Origin of the sequence: Serratia proteamaculans (assembly GCF_949794035.1) — a bacterium.
Lineage (GTDB): Bacteria > Pseudomonadota > Gammaproteobacteria > Enterobacterales > Enterobacteriaceae > Serratia > Serratia proteamaculans.
Genome location: NZ_OX461105.1, coordinates 2,086,472 through 2,102,410, shown reverse-complemented (window position 1 = coordinate 2,102,410; position 15,939 = coordinate 2,086,472). Strand labels below are relative to the sequence as shown.

At 56.3% G+C, this 15,939-nt stretch carries 13 protein-coding genes, 2 tRNA genes and 1 other RNA gene; 5 read left to right on the top strand and 11 right to left on the bottom strand.

Annotated features, from left to right (window positions below; translation table 11 throughout):
- Window positions 1–21: 21 nt before the first annotated feature.
- The 5 genes from QOT07_RS09915 to QOT07_RS09895 form a co-directional block, all read right to left on the bottom strand.
- The gene (locus QOT07_RS09915) at window positions 22–675 is read right to left on the bottom strand and encodes a tellurite resistance TerB family protein (protein WP_099062469.1); all 654 of its coding nucleotides are present in this window, start codon (window positions 673–675) and stop codon (window positions 22–24) included.
- Between the two features lie 181 nt (window positions 676–856).
- A complete protein-coding gene (locus tag QOT07_RS09910; RefSeq protein ID WP_099062470.1) occupies window positions 857–1,438 on the bottom strand; it encodes a TorD/DmsD family molecular chaperone in 582 nt (193 codons plus the stop codon).
- Window positions 1,439–1,481: 43 nt separating this feature from the next.
- Window positions 1,482–2,219, bottom strand: a complete 738-nt coding sequence (locus QOT07_RS09905; RefSeq protein WP_085116263.1) for a phosphatase — start codon at window positions 2,217–2,219, stop codon at window positions 1,482–1,484.
- An 86-nt stretch (window positions 2,220–2,305) separates the two neighbouring features.
- Window positions 2,306–3,247 carry a glyoxylate/hydroxypyruvate reductase GhrA gene (ghrA, locus tag QOT07_RS09900; protein WP_283603013.1) on the bottom strand — a complete coding sequence of 314 codons (942 nt, stop codon included), beginning with the start codon at window positions 3,245–3,247 and terminating at the stop codon, window positions 2,306–2,308.
- A gap of 127 nt (window positions 3,248–3,374) precedes the next feature.
- Window positions 3,375–4,874, bottom strand: coding sequence for a peptide MFS transporter (locus tag QOT07_RS09895; RefSeq protein WP_099062472.1), 1,500 nt, complete (start codon window positions 4,872–4,874; stop codon window positions 3,375–3,377).
- Between the two features lie 411 nt (window positions 4,875–5,285).
- Here QOT07_RS09895 and QOT07_RS09890 point away from each other — a divergent pair.
- From QOT07_RS09890 to QOT07_RS09880, 3 genes are all read left to right on the top strand, one after another.
- Window positions 5,286–5,375: transfer RNA gene (locus tag QOT07_RS09890), tRNA-Ser, on the top strand.
- 222 nt (window positions 5,376–5,597) lie between these two features.
- A tRNA-Ser gene (locus QOT07_RS09885) sits at window positions 5,598–5,687 on the top strand.
- Between the two features lie 46 nt (window positions 5,688–5,733).
- Window positions 5,734–5,853: non-coding RNA, RtT sRNA (locus QOT07_RS09880), on the top strand.
- Between the two features lie 57 nt (window positions 5,854–5,910).
- Here QOT07_RS09880 and QOT07_RS09875 read toward each other — a convergent pair.
- On the bottom strand, window positions 5,911–6,267 hold the full coding sequence (locus QOT07_RS09875) for a helix-turn-helix domain-containing protein (RefSeq protein ID WP_112348122.1): 357 nt from the start codon (window positions 6,265–6,267) through the stop codon (window positions 5,911–5,913).
- A gap of 296 nt (window positions 6,268–6,563) precedes the next feature.
- Here QOT07_RS09875 and QOT07_RS09870 point away from each other — a divergent pair, with 296 nt between their 5' ends.
- Window positions 6,564–7,745 (top strand): efflux RND transporter periplasmic adaptor subunit, encoded by a 1,182-nt coding sequence (locus tag QOT07_RS09870; RefSeq protein ID WP_283603012.1) that lies wholly within the window; start codon window positions 6,564–6,566, stop codon window positions 7,743–7,745.
- A 23-nt stretch (window positions 7,746–7,768) separates the two neighbouring features.
- A complete protein-coding gene (gene sdeB, locus QOT07_RS09865) occupies window positions 7,769–10,915 on the top strand; it encodes a multidrug efflux RND transporter permease subunit SdeB (RefSeq protein ID WP_099062474.1) in 3,147 nt (1,048 codons plus the stop codon).
- Window positions 10,916–10,989: 74 nt separating this feature from the next.
- On the opposite strand, the gene QOT07_RS09860 is transcribed toward sdeB, so the two are convergent.
- The 5 genes from QOT07_RS09860 to nagZ all read right to left on the bottom strand — a co-directional run bounded on the left by QOT07_RS09860 (window position 10,990) and on the right by nagZ (window position 15,935).
- On the bottom strand, window positions 10,990–11,475 hold the full coding sequence (locus QOT07_RS09860; protein ID WP_099062475.1) for an RrF2 family transcriptional regulator: 486 nt from the start codon (window positions 11,473–11,475) through the stop codon (window positions 10,990–10,992).
- Window positions 11,476–11,766: 291 nt separating this feature from the next.
- The gene (locus QOT07_RS09855; RefSeq protein ID WP_170287969.1) at window positions 11,767–12,303 is read right to left on the bottom strand and encodes a glycine zipper 2TM domain-containing protein; all 537 of its coding nucleotides are present in this window, start codon (window positions 12,301–12,303) and stop codon (window positions 11,767–11,769) included.
- A 360-nt stretch (window positions 12,304–12,663) separates the two neighbouring features.
- Window positions 12,664–13,968, bottom strand: a complete 1,305-nt coding sequence (locus QOT07_RS09850) for an NAD(P)/FAD-dependent oxidoreductase (RefSeq protein ID WP_099062476.1) — start codon at window positions 13,966–13,968, stop codon at window positions 12,664–12,666.
- Window positions 13,969–14,300: 332 nt separating this feature from the next.
- Window positions 14,301–14,843 (bottom strand): alpha/beta hydrolase YcfP, encoded by a 543-nt coding sequence (gene ycfP, locus QOT07_RS09845; RefSeq protein WP_099062477.1) that lies wholly within the window; start codon window positions 14,841–14,843, stop codon window positions 14,301–14,303.
- A gap of 72 nt (window positions 14,844–14,915) precedes the next feature.
- Window positions 14,916–15,935: a beta-N-acetylhexosaminidase gene (gene nagZ / locus QOT07_RS09840; RefSeq protein WP_283603011.1), complete on the bottom strand. Its 1,020-nt coding sequence runs from the start codon at window positions 15,933–15,935 to the stop codon at window positions 14,916–14,918.
- Between the last annotated feature and the right edge of the window lie 4 nt (window positions 15,936–15,939).

Below are 15,939 nucleotides of genomic sequence, written 5' to 3'. Positions count from 1 at the left end.
CCCCCGGCTTGCCAAGCGGCGCTAGGCCAGCTCGCGTTTTTTCTCGTTCACGTCGTTTTCTATGCCCTGCTTAACGTCCGCCGGGATCTTCAACGACTGCGCCAGTGCGTCGAGATAGCCGCGCTCCATAAAGTGATCGACGTCGATCACCATGCAGCTCAGGTAATAAACTTCAAGCGCTTCGTCTTCATTCTTCACGCTCTGGGCCAGCAGATCCGGGTTCAGCGGCTGCTCAATGGCTTCCTGTACCCATTTTTGCGCTTCCTCTCCCACCTGCAGTTGCTCCAGGCTGTGGTCGATAGCGAGTTTTTCTTCCGCATCAATGTGGCCATCGCTCTTGGCGGCGAACACCAGCGCCTGCACCAGCCGTTTGGCGCGCAAATCCACCGGCGTGGTTTGCAGACCGAACTGCGGTTCATTCTGATGGGTTTCTTTCACCCGTTGCTTGTACTTATTCCACAACACCGCGCCCACCGCCGCGCTGCCGCCGATAATCAACGCATTCTTGCCAAATTTGCCCACCAGCTTGCGCGAAGACTTATTCGCCAGCAAGACGCCTACCAGGCCACCCAGTGCGGTCGGGGCCAGCAGTTTGCCGATGCCTTCCGACCCGCCGATTGCACCGGCCTTTTGCCCAATCATTGATTGGATCTGCTGCATCCAGTTATTTTTCATACTTTACCCTTTGCCTAAGGAAACGAGGCGTGTAGGCACACTAAAAGCCAAACCGCCGGGGAACCGTCAGATTAGGGGATTATTTGTCAATTTACGTATGGGGGATGAAAACCTGTGTAGCGGGGAAATCGGTAAGGAATTGGCCGGCTCCGCGGTTAAGCGCAAGCCGGCCAGCAGGGCATTAAGGCTGTTCACCCTCTTCACCCGATTGGTCTTGTTCGTACTCCGCCAGTTCGTCACGCATCGCCTGGATAGACTCGCGAGCCAGCAGCGACAACGTACGGTAAAAGCCGGTGGTGGCGTGAGCTTCCACTTTGCCGAGGAAACGGCCGCACCAGGGCAGCAGATACTCGTCAAACAGGGTGATTTGCGCCTGCGCTTCGTCTTCCTGCGCCTGATCTTCCAGCCAGGAAGCGGCCAACAGCAAAGAACCGAAGTGATCGGCCGGCGCATCGCTGAGTGGCATGCCACGCTGCTGCAGGAAAGTACGCACTTCCGCTTCCGTCGCGCCTTCAACATAGGCAGAACGGAACGGTGACACGCTGCACTCACTGCCGACAAACATCGCGTTGAAATCGCTGGAAAGCTGGTTGACATCACAACCCTGCTGCAGCCGAACCAACAGTTCGTCCTGCTCCAGCGGCCAGTGTTGTTGCAGCTTGCCTTCTTTGATCAGCGTGAACAACGGCACCAGCAATGGATCTTGCGGCTGACGGTAAAACAGCGTACCCAGCACGCGGCAAACAATGGAAAACTCATTCATGATAATGCCTTATACAATACGGAAAAAATTTGCCGGGACGATGTCACAAATCGGCCAGTTCCGCAATCGCCGGCTTGCCGCGCCGTTCGAGAAAGTCCAGCAGGCGCCGTGGGCTAACGTTAAGGATGCGTTCCTGCGGGAATGCCACTTCGGCAATAATGCGCTCGCAGTGTTCAAAGCCGCCGAGTGAGAAGGCAATATGTGAATCCGAGCCCAGTGCCAGCCAGCCGCCGGCATCACGCACCGCAGCCGCAATCGCCCGGCAGTTGTCTTCACTGCCTTTGCGCGAATGGGTGAACGACGAATTGTTCAACTCCAGCGCCACTTCATACCTGGCCGCCGCAGCGGCAACCGCGGCAATATCAATCGGGTATCTTGGGTTACCGGGGTGGCTGATAATGTGCACATCCCCTTGTGCCATCGCAGCAATCATCGCTTCGGTATTGGCGGCCTTGTCCTGCGGCGCAAACACCGGCTCGTGGAAACCGGCGATAATCACGTCGATTTTATCCAGCATCGGACCGGTGCAGTCGATATCGCCCTGCCGATTTTTGATGTTGGCCTCGATGCCACGCAGGATGCCCACGCCGTCCACCAGACGCGGCCACACGTGCATGTTCATAAAGTGCCAATAATGCGGTGCATCGGCCATGTCCGGGCCGTGGTCGGTGATGGCGAACAGTTTGATGCCCTTTTGCCGGGCTTCGACGATGTAATCATGCAGCGTGCTGTAGGCGTGGGTGCTGGCGACGGTGTGCATATGTAAATCAACGGGGTACATTGCTTCTCCTTCTGGGCGGCCTGCCAAAGTATGGCGGCAGGCGCGGTTTCTTATTTATTTAGCTTAGCAGGTGCATCACCGGAAGATCAGTAACCGAGCTGCACATCCACCACCCCGGCCGGCGTTTGCCCGGCTTCAAGTGCGAGGATGTTCGCCGCTATCTGATCCATCGCCGCTTCCGGCAAGGTGATGGCAGCAATATGCGGGGTAATGGTGACACGCGGATGACGCCAGAATGGATGCGCCTGCGGCAGCGGTTCAGTGACGAACACGTCCAGCGTGGCGGCGGCAAGCTGCCCCTGCTCCAGCGCCTGCAGTAAATCGTCTTCAACCAGGTGTGCACCTCGGGCCAGATTGATCAGGTAAGCGCCCGGCGCCAGATGCGCGAATAGTTGTTGATTAAGGATCCCGGCGGTTTCCGGCGTGTTGGGCAACAGGTTGATCAGCAGTTGCACGCCATCGAGAAACGCGGCACGCTGCCCGTCTCCGGCAAAGCTCTGCACGCCGTCAATTTGTTTCGGGCTGCGGCTCCAGCAACGTACGTTAAAACCCAATGCCGTCAGCTTCAGCGCAACGCTTTTGCCCAACACCCCGGCCCCAAGGATGCCAATGGTGAAATTATCCTGCTGATGGAGATCGAGCGGCCGCCATTCCTGCTGCTGTTGCAGCAGTTGATACTCGTCAAAACGGCGGAAATAGCGCAGCACGTAGCTCAGGGCATATTCCTGCATCTGTTGCGCCATGCCGGTATCCTCAAGGCGCAGCAGCGGAACGCCTGCCGGCAGGATACCGGGGTACTGACGCTCTTGATCGAGAATAGCGTCGACGCCGGCCCCCAGGGCAAACACCCCTTTCATCTGCCCACGGTTAGCCAGCATCTCGTGTGGTGGCCGCCACACCAGTGCATAATCCGCCGGACGGTCATCGCCAGGTTGCCAGGCACGAACCTTCGCCTGCGGCAGGCGCTGCGATAAACCTGACAGCCACTCCCCGGCATTAAAGAAAGGGTGGTAAAAAATGATGTCCATCTGCGCGACTCCCGTCTGTTTTTATGTATTTCCAACCAGACTTCCGCGATTCGCCGACAGATGCAAGTGTTAAAACCCAAAATGAAAACAGCCCCGACCAGTGGGGCTGTTTTTATACTGCCGGATCTCAGGCGGCGACAGGCGTGTCGTGCCGGATTAGCCGGCGCAGCAGTGGGATCAGTATCAACATCACCACGCCGACGCCTGCGGCTCCCCAGCCCAGCGCACTGAATACTTCGCTGTAGCCGGGGTTGGTTAGCACCGGGGTGCTGCCGCTGTTTTCCGGCATCAGACCGGAGACATAGCCCGCCAATACCGAAGCGACGCCAGTGACCATCATCCAGCAGCCCATCATTATTCCCTGATAGCGCGGCGGTACCAGTTTGCCTATCATCGCGTAGCCGATCGGGGAAATCATCAGTTCACCGATGCTCTGCAATACGTAACTAATGACAATCCATTTAAATGCCACCAGCCCGTCACCGCCCGCCAGGCTGATGCCCAACGGCAACACCAGCATGCCCAGCCCAATACAAAACAGCGAACCGGAGAACTGCATCGGAATGTCGATCTTGCAGCCGCGCGCTCGCAGGCGGTTAAACCACCAGGCCATCAGCGGTCCACCGACCACGATCACCAGCGTATTGATGTTCTGGATCCACTGCGGTGCCACCTGAATACCATAAACATTCAGATCGATATTGTGCTCGGAGAACAGCATCAGCCCCATTGGAGCCAACTGGTACAGCGCCCAAAACACCAGCGACCCCAACGCCAGGATCAGATAAGCGGTCATCCGGCGACGTTCATCACGCGGATGATGGCGTAATGTGACCACGCACAGCATCAGGAAAATCAGCACGCCGAGGCCAATCACGAAGTGTCCGCTGAACTCCGCATGGGTCAGCATCACGCGGATGATGGGCACCAGCGCGACCAGCACCGCCAACCCGACCAGCATGCGCCAGCGGTATTGTGAACGGTTGGCGTCGTGCAGCGGCGTGTTGAGATCGGCCAGGATGCGCCAACGGCTTACGGCGACGATGATCGCCGCCGCGTTACCCAGGGTGGCGAACAGGAACAGTGCACGGTAGTTTTCGGTCAGTTGATAATAGCCGGCCACGGTAAAGCCGACAAAGAACCCCAGGTTCATCCCGGCATAGTTCCACAAAAAGGCCGACTCGCGCCGATCGTCATCCGGCTTGAAGCGCTGGGTGAGCATCATATTAATGCAGGTGACATTCAGTCCACTGCCGGTCAGGAACATCGCCAGGCCCCAGTAGAGCCCCCAGACGCCCGCGACGGCGATCAACGCGCAGCCGATCACCTGTAGCACCATGCCCAATACGAACAGGTTGCGGTTACTGAGGAAACGCCCTCCCAGATAACCCCCGAACATATGCAGACCGTAATTGAACGCGCCGAAGACGCCCATCATGGCATTGGCATTACTCTCGCTGAACCCCAGACGCTTGGTGGCGTAAAGCACCAATGTGGAGTACAGCACGGCAAAACCCAACGTGGCGAAGATTTGGATAAAGAACAGTGCCCCGGCCCCCGGGGGAATGGCATGCCGCTGCGGCCCTGCCGTAGGATCCGATAAAGTCAAAGTGAACCTCTGCTGCATTATTATTTGATAGATCAATCCCTGTCTGCTTTATCACCGGAGCAATGCCCGGCAACCTGCGCGGCGGTGTGATAATCCTTGCCAAAACCCCGCGCCAGCACCCTTCCATTTAGCGACACATATGACTAATAATCCAGTATTAATGCATATAAAAGCACTACTAACATCATCATTGCTGATATATTGAGCTAACACCTACTGGAGCGTTCAAATATTAGTCAGCTATATAATTTTACGCCATGTCTCCCCATCGATTCATCCGAGACGGCGGCCGATCGCTCGGGAAATCAGCAAATTGCTGGAAGTTTAGCTAAACAGTCATGGTTATGTCACAAGAGGGTTGACGCTGGGATCAGATTCTCCTACATTAGCGCCCGTCGACAGCGCAATGCGTTAGCGATGAAGTAAAACGGTGAGGTGTCTGAGTGGCTGAAGGAGCACGCCTGGAAAGTGTGTATACGCGTAAGTGTATCGAGGGTTCGAACCCCTCTCTCACCGCCATATTCCACGAGAAAGCCTGAACGCAAGTTCAGGCTTTTTTGTTGTCTGCAGCCCAGGGAATTGCGATACAAAGTCCCCATCCATGCTGTTCGCCGCAGTTTTCAGCAAAGCGAACACGGCTTAAGCGGACGCGCCGAAACGCAGAAATTCTGCTTGACCGGATCGCCCTCTCTCCCTATAGTAGCGCCCCGTTGCACCAGTGAGTACGCAACAACAAAATACGGTGAGGTGTCTGAGTGGCTGAAGGAGCACGCCTGGAAAGTGTGTATACGCGTAAGTGTATCGAGGGTTCGAACCCCTCCCTCACCGCCATATTTTAAAGAGAAAGTCTGGATTAACCTCCAGACTTTTTTTTTGCATGTCATACCGACTGGGAGGGTGAGAACCCTCGACAGGGTTTGACAAAACGCATGCGTTTTGGACCGCCAAAGGCGGCCCGCAGGGTGAGCGCAGCGAATCAAGCCCTCCCTCACCGCCATATTTTAAAGAGAAAGTCTGGATTAACCTCCAGACTTTTTTTTGTCTGTAATCCGCCTCAGTGCGTGCGGTTAGCCGCCATAGAGGGTTGCATCACGGCGCGGCGCCAGTCACCCGGAGTCTGGCCATAGTGGCGTTTAAAACTGCGATTGAAGGATTGTTGCGAGTCAAAGCCGAGTGAGATTGCCACGCTGACGATCGGTTCACCGCTGTTGGCCAGCCGTTCCGCCGAAACTCTCAGCTTCTGCATGCGGATATATTCCCCCAGCGCATAGCCGGTCTGGCGTTTGAACATCCGTTGCAGGTGCCATTTGGAATATCCCGCTCGCCCCGCCACGGTGTTGATATCCAGCTTCTCTTCCAGATTATTGTCAATCCACTCAATCAAATCAGTAATAAAACCCGTGCTGTTCATGCTGACGCTCCCATGACATTGGCAGAGAGATCCGCTGCCCGATGTCATTACGTTGCAGCAGTTTCGCATTAAATGCAATTTTTATTATTGCATTTAACGGATAGGCACTTCTATAATCCAGCCAATTAATGTAACCGATATTGATACATTAATGTGACAACAATATGTTTCAAAACCTAACCGTTGTGCCAATGACGGGTGCAACCGCTCTGCCGCCGGTCACAGGCCGGAGAAGTTACCCGGATAACAGGGCCGGGTATATCGCCTGATCGTGCTCACTACTGGAAATAAAAATAATGCCAAGCCAGCCTGACTCATTGTTCTATTCACACCGCCGCCCAAGCGGTATCGGTTTCAACCTGCGCCTCTCAGCCGCCGCGCTGCTGACGGTGCTGCTGGCCGGGTGTGACAACAGCGTCGCGCAAAATGCCGCGCCGCCTCCACCGGCCGTCAGCACCGCCGACGTGGTGATAAAACCCATCAGCCAATGGGATGCTTTCAACGGTCGCATCGAGGCGGTGCAAAGCGTCCAGCTAAGGCCACGGGTCTCCGGTTATATCGATAAAGTGAATTACACCGAGGGCGATGAGGTGAAGAAAGGCCAGGTGCTGTTCACCATCGACGATCGTACCTATCGCGCCGCTCGTGAACAGGCACAGGCCGAACTGGTACGGGCACGCAATCAGGCAGCACTGGCCCGCAGCGAATCCGGGCGCACCGAAAAACTGATCGGCAGCCAGGCGATTTCAACCGAGGTATGGGAACAGCGCCGCTCTTCCGCCGCGCAGGCACAAAGCAACGTATTGGCGGCTCAGGCCCAGTTCGATCTGGCGCAGCTGAACCTCGACTTTACCCGGGTGATTGCGCCGATTGACGGACGCGCCAGCCGGGCAATGATCACCGCCGGGAACCTGGTCACCACCGGCGACAGCGCCAGTGTGCTCACCACTCTGGTGTCGCTCGACAAGGTCTATGTCTATTTCGACGTCGATGAAGCCACTTTCTTGCGTTATCAGAATGATGGCCGACGCACGGCAAAACTGCCGGTGAAGGTCGGGCTGGTCGGCGAAGACGGCTATCCGCATCAGGGCACCGTTGATTTCACCGACAACCAGCTTAATGCCGGTACCGGCACCATCCGCATGCGCGCCCTGCTGGAAAACGCTGAGCGTCGCTTTACCCCTGGACTGTTTGCACGGGTGCAAATGCCCGGCAGCGCCGTGTTTAACGCCATGCTGATCAACGATAAATCGGTCTTGACCGATCAGGACCGCAAATTTGTTTATATCGTCGATAAAGACGGCAAGGCACAGCGACGCGATATCGAAGTGGGCCGGGTGGCCGACGGGTTACGTATTGTGCAAAAAGGTCTGGCTGCAGGCGACCGGGTGATCGTCGACGGTATGCAAAAAGTGTTTATGCCGGGCATGCCGGTCAATGCTAAAACCGTGGCGAACACCGCCTCCGCGCTTAACTAAGCCCCAGCAGAGGATCCTGAGCCATGGACTTTTCCCGTTTTTTCATCGACCGACCGATATTTGCCGCGGTGCTGTCGATCCTGATTTTTGTTGGCGGTGTTATCGCCATCCCGCTGCTGCCGATCAGCGAATACCCGGACGTGGTGCCGCCCAGTGTGCAGGTGCGTGCCCAATACCCGGGCGCTAACCCGAAAGAGATCGCCGAAACCGTGGCAACGCCGCTGGAAGAGGCGATCAACGGCGTCGAAAACATGATGTACATGAAGTCGGTCGCCGGTTCTGACGGCGTGCTGGTGACCACCGTGACCTTCCGCCCAGGCACCGATCCGGACCAGGCGCAGGTACAGGTGCAAAACCGCGTGGCGCAGGCAGAAGCGCGCCTGCCGGAAGACGTACGACGCCAAGGGGTGACCACCCAGAAACAATCCCCGGCCCTGACGCTGGTGGTGCATCTGGTCTCCCCTTCCGGCAAATACGATTCACTCTACCTGCGTAACTACGCCACCCTGAAGGTCAAGGATGAGCTGGCCCGCCTGCCGGGCATCGGCCAGGTACAGATTTTCGGTGCCGGTGAGTACGCGATGCGCATCTGGCTGGATCCGAACAAGGTCGCCTCACGCGGGCTGACGGCCTCTGATGTGGTCTCCGCCATGCAGGAGCAAAACGTGCAGGTTTCCGCCGGGCAACTGGGTGCAGAACCGATGCCGACCCGCAGCGATTATTTGCTGTCGATCAATGCGCAAGGCCGTCTGCAGACCGAGGAAGAGTTCGGTAATATCATTCTCAAAAGCGGTGACAACGGCGAGGTCGTGCGTCTGCGCGACGTGGCACGCATTGAAATGGGCTCCGGCAGCTACGCGCTGCGTGCCCAGCTCAATAATAAGGATGCGGTAGGGATCGGTATCTTCCAGGCGCCGGGCGCCAATGCCATTGAGCTGTCCAATGCGGTGCGGGCCAAAATGGCCGAGTTGTCGACCCGTTTCCCGGACGGCATGAGCTGGCAATCGCCGTACGACCCGACGGTGTTTGTGCGCGACTCGATCAGTTCGGTAGTCGATACCCTGCTCGAAGCGGTGCTGCTGGTCGTTCTGGTAGTGATTCTGTTTCTGCAAACCTGGCGTGCGTCGATCATTCCACTGCTGGCGGTGCCAATCTCGATCGTCGGTACCTTTGCGGCGCTCTATTTGTTGGGCTTTTCGCTCAATACGCTGAGCCTGTTTGGGCTGGTGCTGGCCATCGGTATCGTGGTCGATGATGCCATCGTGGTGGTGGAGAACGTCGAGCGTAATATCGAAGAGGGTCTGTCACCGCTGGCGGCAGCACATCAGGCCATGCGCGAAGTATCCGGCCCGATTATCGCCATCGCCGTCGTGCTGTGTGCGGTGTTCGTGCCCATGGCCTTCCTGTCCGGCGTGACCGGCCAGTTCTATAAACAGTTTGCCGTGACTATCGCCATTTCAACCGTGATCTCCGCTATCAACTCGTTGACCCTGTCACCGGCGTTGGCGGCGTTGCTGTTGAAGCCACATGGCGCGCCGAAAGATATGCCATCACGCCTGATTGATCGGTTGTTCGGCTGGCTGTTCCGTCCGTTTAACCGCTTCTTTGCCAGCAGCTCACAGCGTTATCAGCGTGGGGTTTCTCGGGCGCTGGGCAAACGCGGCGCGGTATTCGTGGTGTATGTGCTGCTGCTGTGCGCCGCCGGGGTGATGTTTAAAACCGTGCCCGGCGGATTTATCCCGACTCAGGACAAGCTTTACCTGATTGGCGGGGTGAAAATGCCGGAAGGCGCGTCACTGGAACGCACCGATGCGGTGATCCGCAAGATGAGCGCCATCGGCCTGAGCGTCGACGGGGTAACCGATGCAGTCTCCTTCCCCGGGTTGAATGCACTGCAGTTTACCAATACGCCCAACACCGGCACCGTGTTCTTTGCGCTTGAATCATTAAGCACCCGTACCCGTAGCGCGGCGCAGATCAATGCCGAGATCAACGCCAAGATTTCGCAGATCCAGGAAGGATTCGCCTTCTCGATTATGCCACCGCCGATCCTCGGTATTGGCCAGGGCTCGGGTTACTCGCTGTATATTCAGGACCGCGCCGGTCTGGGGTATGGTGCGCTGCAAACCGCAATCAACACCATGTCGGGCGCGATCATGCAAACGCCGGGCATGGGTTTCCCGATCTCGTCTTATCAGGCTAACGTGCCGCAGCTGGACGCGAAAATTGACCGCGACAAGGCCAAGGCTCAAGGGGTACCGCTCAATGCCCTGTTCAGTACGTTACAAACCTATCTCGGTTCGTCTTATATCAATGACTTCAACCGCTATGGCCGCACCTGGAAGGTAATGGCGCAGGCTGACGGCCAGTTCCGTGACAGCGTGGAGGATATCGCCAACCTGCGCACCCGTAACGATAAGGGGGAAATGGTGCCGATTGGCAGCATGGTCAGTATCAGCACCACTTATGGCCCGGACCCGGTGATCCGCTACAACGGTTTCCCGGCGGCGGATCTGATTGGTGATGCCGATCCTCGAGTGCTGTCATCGTCACAGGCGATGAGCGAACTGACGGTGATGGCCAACAAGCTGTTGCCGAACGGCATGAACATTCAGTGGACCGATCTGAGCTACCAGCAGTCTACCCAGGGCAATGCGGCGATTATTGTGTTCCCGGTAGCGGTGCTGTTGGCCTTCCTGGCGCTGGCCGCGCTGTACGAAAGCTGGACGCTGCCATTGGCGGTGATCCTGATCGTGCCGATGACCATGCTGTCGGCCCTGTTCGGTGTCTGGCTGACCGGCGGTGACAACAATGTGTTCGTGCAGGTGGGGCTGGTGGTATTGATGGGGCTGGCCTGTAAAAATGCCATTTTGATCGTCGAGTTCGCTCGCGAACTGGAGCTACAGGGCAAAAGCATCATGGAAGCGGCACTGGAAGCCTGTCGCCTGCGACTGCGGCCAATCGTGATGACCTCCATCGCCTTTATCGCCGGGACTATCCCACTGATCCTGGGGCACGGCGCCGGGGCTGAAGTCCGTGGTGTCACTGGCATCACGGTGTTTTCCGGCATGCTCGGGGTTACGCTGTTCGGGCTGTTCCTCACGCCGGTGTTCTACGTCACCCTGCGCCGTATGGTGACACGTAAAACACGACAACCCGCAGCAGAGTAATTCGCCTGCCAACCGCCATAAAAAAGCCCGGTTTAAAAAACCGGGCTTTTTTTCGTCTTGGCGTTTAGCGCCGCTTATTTTTCTGCCGTCTCTGCGTCTTTGGCCGCAAGGGCGGTATATTCTGCGCAGGCACGTTTATCGCCCCGCTCCAGCTCGGCCAGGGCATCGGCTACCGTGTGGCGTGCCAGCACGTCCAGCGATGCTTCTTCCGCCTCATTTACCACCGACTTGAAATACCAGCAGGCGTTGGCGCTGACCAGGCAACGCGCCGGCCCTTCAGGTCGGGCAGCCCAGATACGTTTATCGTCAATCACCGACAAATAGATATCCCGCAGGGTGATCTGTTCCGCCGGGCGACCCAGATGAATCGAGCCGTTACGGCCCAGGGTCGAGACAATGATGCCATTTTTGGTCAAGGGCACCATCAGCTTGCGAATAAAACTGGGGTTGGCTTCCAGACCGGCGGCAAGTACCGCGCTGGTCGAACGCACACCCAGCTTCTCAGCCACGGCCACGCTAAGTACCATTTGCATCGCAGTCGGAAAGCGAAAATCTAACATATTATTATCTCTGTCTCCGGGAGACCAAATACTCGGGTTTGGTCGGTGCGGCATTGCGCCATCACACCCACTCAACTGCACAATAATATAACAAACACTGTTGCACTATTGAAGGTATGCCCGGATAAATCGCACGGATACATTAGTTCGAAAATCGCGTCAATACTGGCCTGCGGGGAAAATCACTGGCTTATAGAATGCAGAAACCCGCGTCAATATTAATGCCGCTCGCTTAACTGCGTTAAACGATCAGAACTAACACTGCCCGCGGGTTTAATTCTTATCTGTTGATTAAGCTTTGTTCAGCACCAGTTGGCCGCTTTTATCCAGCGGGATCTGAGTGCCTGGATCGTGATCCATACGGATCTTGCCCTGCTGAGTGCCAATCTTGTAGGTCACATCGTAACCCAGCATTTTCTGTGACTTGTCGTAGACCGTTTTGCAACGCTGCTGCGTGCTGGTGGTGCTGTCGTTATTCTGCATCGCACCCTGCACCTGGTTACCGGCATAACCACCGCCAAGGGCACCGACCACCGTCGCTACATCACGGCCACGACCACCACCGAACTGATGGCCAATAACGCCACCGGCGACTGCCCCCAGAACCGAACCGGCAATGCGATTCTCATCCTGAACTGGCGCACGGTGAGTGACGGTCACATTTCGGCATTCCTGACGCGGGGTTTTGATGGTTTCTTTGATCGGCGTTGCAGCAAGAACCTGCGCGTATTGCGGACCGGAAGAAAAAACATCAAGACTGGCCACCGCAGCAATACCCAGAGCTGCTGCAATACCAATACCCACACCGGCTAACATTGACTTGTTCACAGGAAATCCTCCTGAAAGTGTTACCACGCATTTGTACCGGGGACTTTACCGACATTGCACCGCGCTTATTATTTTGCGCATTGGCGGCACGTGGTATTCCGGTTTACGGCGTGCGCGACGCGCCGTCTGTAAACAAGATAAAGTCTGCACAATGTTCCAGATCCTCGCAATAAGACAATGTGACCAAAGATGCCGGAAATCACGCTTACCCCCAGTGTTTAGGAAGAATCTTAAGACTTTTACCCATAGCCACGGGACATTGTGCTGAACAATCAGCCCATCGCTACCCTATCGCACGGGTGCGGGCATAAAAAAACCCACGCGGGCGAACCGGCGTGGGTGGGGCTAGATCGGAGGCTGTTAGTGCATTTTCAAACGCGGGCGGATCACCCGGTTGATGCCGCCGACCAACATCATCAGGCCGGTTTTGATATAGCCGTGCAAAGCCACCTGGTGCATACGGTACAGCGAGATGTAGACAAAGCGCGCAATGCGCCCTTCTACCATCATCGAGCCACGCATCAGGTTGCCCATCAGGCTGCCAACGGTGCTGAAACGGGACAGAGATACCAGCGAGCCGTGGTCTTTATATACGTACGGCTTCAGCGTCTGACCGTTCATCAGCGCCAGAATGTTGGTAAAGCAGCGTGACGCCATCTGGTGCGCCGACTGGGCGCGCGGTGGAACAAAACCACCGCCTTCTTTCGGACAAGAGGCACAGTCACCAATGGCAAAAATGTTCGGATCGCGCGTGGTCTGCAACGTGGGTTCTACCACCAGCTGATTAATGCGGTTGGTTTCCAGCCCGGCGATGTCTTTCATAAAGTCCGGCGCCTTGATACCGGCGGCCCACACCATCAGATCGGCATCGATAAATTCGCCACCCTTGGTGTTCAGACCCTTGGCATCCGCGCTGGTCACCATGGTGTTGGTCAGCACGCGCACACCCAGTTTATTCAGTTCCTGATGTGCAGCGGCGGAAATACGCGGCGGCAACGCAGGCAGAATACGTTCACCCGCCTCAACCAGAGTCACGTTCAGCGCGCTGTTATCCAGGCCTTCAAAACCATAGCTGTGCAGTTGCTTCACCGCATTATGCAGCTCGGCGGACAGTTCCACACCAGTGGCACCGCCCCCGACGATAGCAATGTTCACCCGCTCTTTTTGCCCCGGCTGTGCCGAGAACTTGAGGAACAGATTCAGCATTTCGTTGTGGAAACGACGCGCCTGGTGTGGGTTATCCAGGAAGATGCAGTGATCTTTTACGCCAGCGGTACCGAAATCGTTCGAAGTACTGCCCAGCGCCATTACCAGGATGTCGTAAGACAGCTCACGCTCCGGCACCAGTTCGCCGCCCTGCTCGTCGCAGATTTGCGCCAAATGCAGAGTTTGTGCTTCACGGTTAATGTTGGTCAGCGAACCCAGTTGGAAGCTGAAAGAGTGATTACGCGCGTGCGCCAGGTAGCTCAGCGCGTCGACACCGTCATCCAGGGAGCCGGTTGCTACTTCATGCAGCAAGGGTTTCCACAGATGGCTGTGATTACGATCCACCAGCGTGATGTCTGCCTTGTGCTTGCGACCGAGCTTATGGCCCAGGCTGGTTGCCAGTTCCAGACCACCGGCACCACCGCCCACAATGACGATTTTTTTCTTTGGCGTTGTCAAAATAACCCCCTAAATGTGAACCAATTGTTGCCTAAGGGTAAACAAATAATATCCTTAGAATACATAGGGTTCGCTTAAAATAAACCTGCTATCTAAAGCCAGAATAGCATGTGGGGTTATTTGGTCATACCAAAATTGATGTACATCAAACTTTTTTGGTTAAAGCCTGGACGAAGGGGAATTTTGAGGATTGTGATTCAAATAGTTAGCGCTGGGTCACAGTTTTGGATTTTGTCGCCCAACGGGAAAAAAACCGCTCTTTGGCAAAGAAATGCCGCAAATTTTGCCTGTTCAAAGCAATCATTGCGGCACTTTCGGGCGTTATGAAACTGTTAAGCCAGGGTCTTGAAGGCTTTGATGCGTTGCAAGTGCGGTGAGAGGTTTTTGAACTTGTGGGTCTGCTGCTCATCCCAGACAATTTCATAGTACTTGTGCAGCAGGTCGGCACTGAGTTGACTGTCCAGCACCTCGTCGTGGCGGGAAAGCACCGCCAGGCAGCGATCGCGGTTTTTCTCACGGAAATCTTCCACGCACTTGGTGGCGATATCGCGGTACTCTTCCGGCCGATCGATTTTGCCTTGCATATGTTGTTCAGGGGACAGATTGGGGTTGAAGATCACCTGCCGGATGCCGCACAGAAAGCCGATACGTTCGGCCCAAAAGCCGCCCAAGCCCACTCCGCAAATCAGCGGGTGTGGATCTCCTCCCTGCTGAACCGCCTTGTCCACTTCTTTCAACAAATGCTGCATGTCATGGCGTGGATGCAAGGTGCTGTAACTGATAAAGCGCACGTCTGGATCGATAAACTGTAGCTGTAATACCTTTTCATGATTGCCGGGGCTGGTGGAATCAAAGCCATGTAAATAGATAATCATATGGATCCTCGCAACAAGCTGAGGGCCGCGCCGCAGCCCTCATCGTTTACGCCGCATTACGACGCCCTGGGTTCACCCCGCATTACGCTGTTTGTGCTCTTCCCAGCGCTCGCTGAGCGCATTCAGCTCTTTATGCGCCTGCTGCCAGCGCGCAGAATCACGCAGCTCCTGACGGGTGAACTGACCGCGATGATATAACTGCTTCACCCGGTCTGCTTTGACCGGGGACAGGTTATCCAGCACGCTGACCGCCCCTGCACGGTTATTACACACCAGGATCATGTCACAACCGGCATCCAATGCAGCCTGGCCGCGTTCGGCATAACTGCCCATAATCGCCGCCCCTTCCATCGACAGATCGTCCGAGAAGATAACGCCGTCAAACCCCAACTCCTGGCGCAGGATCTGTTTTAGCCAGTAAGGCGAGCCACTGGCGGGACGTGGGTCTGCTTCAGTATAGATGACATGCGCCGGCATCACGGCGTCCAGCAACTGACGATTAATCAACTCACGGAAGATCGTCATATCATGTTCGCGGATCTCCGCCAGCGGACGCGGATCGCGTGGGGTTTCTTTATGCGAATCCGCACTGACGGCACCGTGTCCCGGGAAATGCTTGCCGGTAGTTTTCATCCCGGCGCTGTGCATGCCCAGAATGAAACGCTCGGCCATCGCCAACGCCTGCTGCGGATCGCTGTGGAAAGAGCGTTCGCCAATCGCCGCGCTGACGTGGCCAATATCCAACACTGGCGCGAAGCTGATGTCGATATCCTGCGCGATCATTTCCGCCGCCATCAACCAGCCGGCTTCCTGTGCCAGACGTCCGCCCTCATGCGCTTCGTTTAATGCGGCAAATGACTGCGCCGCCGGCAAACGGGTGAAACCTTCGCGGAAACGCTGCACGCGGCCGCCTTCCTGATCCACTGCCACCACCAACCGATGGTGCGAAGCTTCGCGGATCTGACGCACCAGTTCACGCAACTGCTGTGCATCGTGGAAATTACGGGTGAACAGGATCAGACCGCCCACCAGCGGGTGTTTCAGGATCTCACGTTCTTCTGCGTCCAGCTCATGGCTGGCGACATCTAACATTACT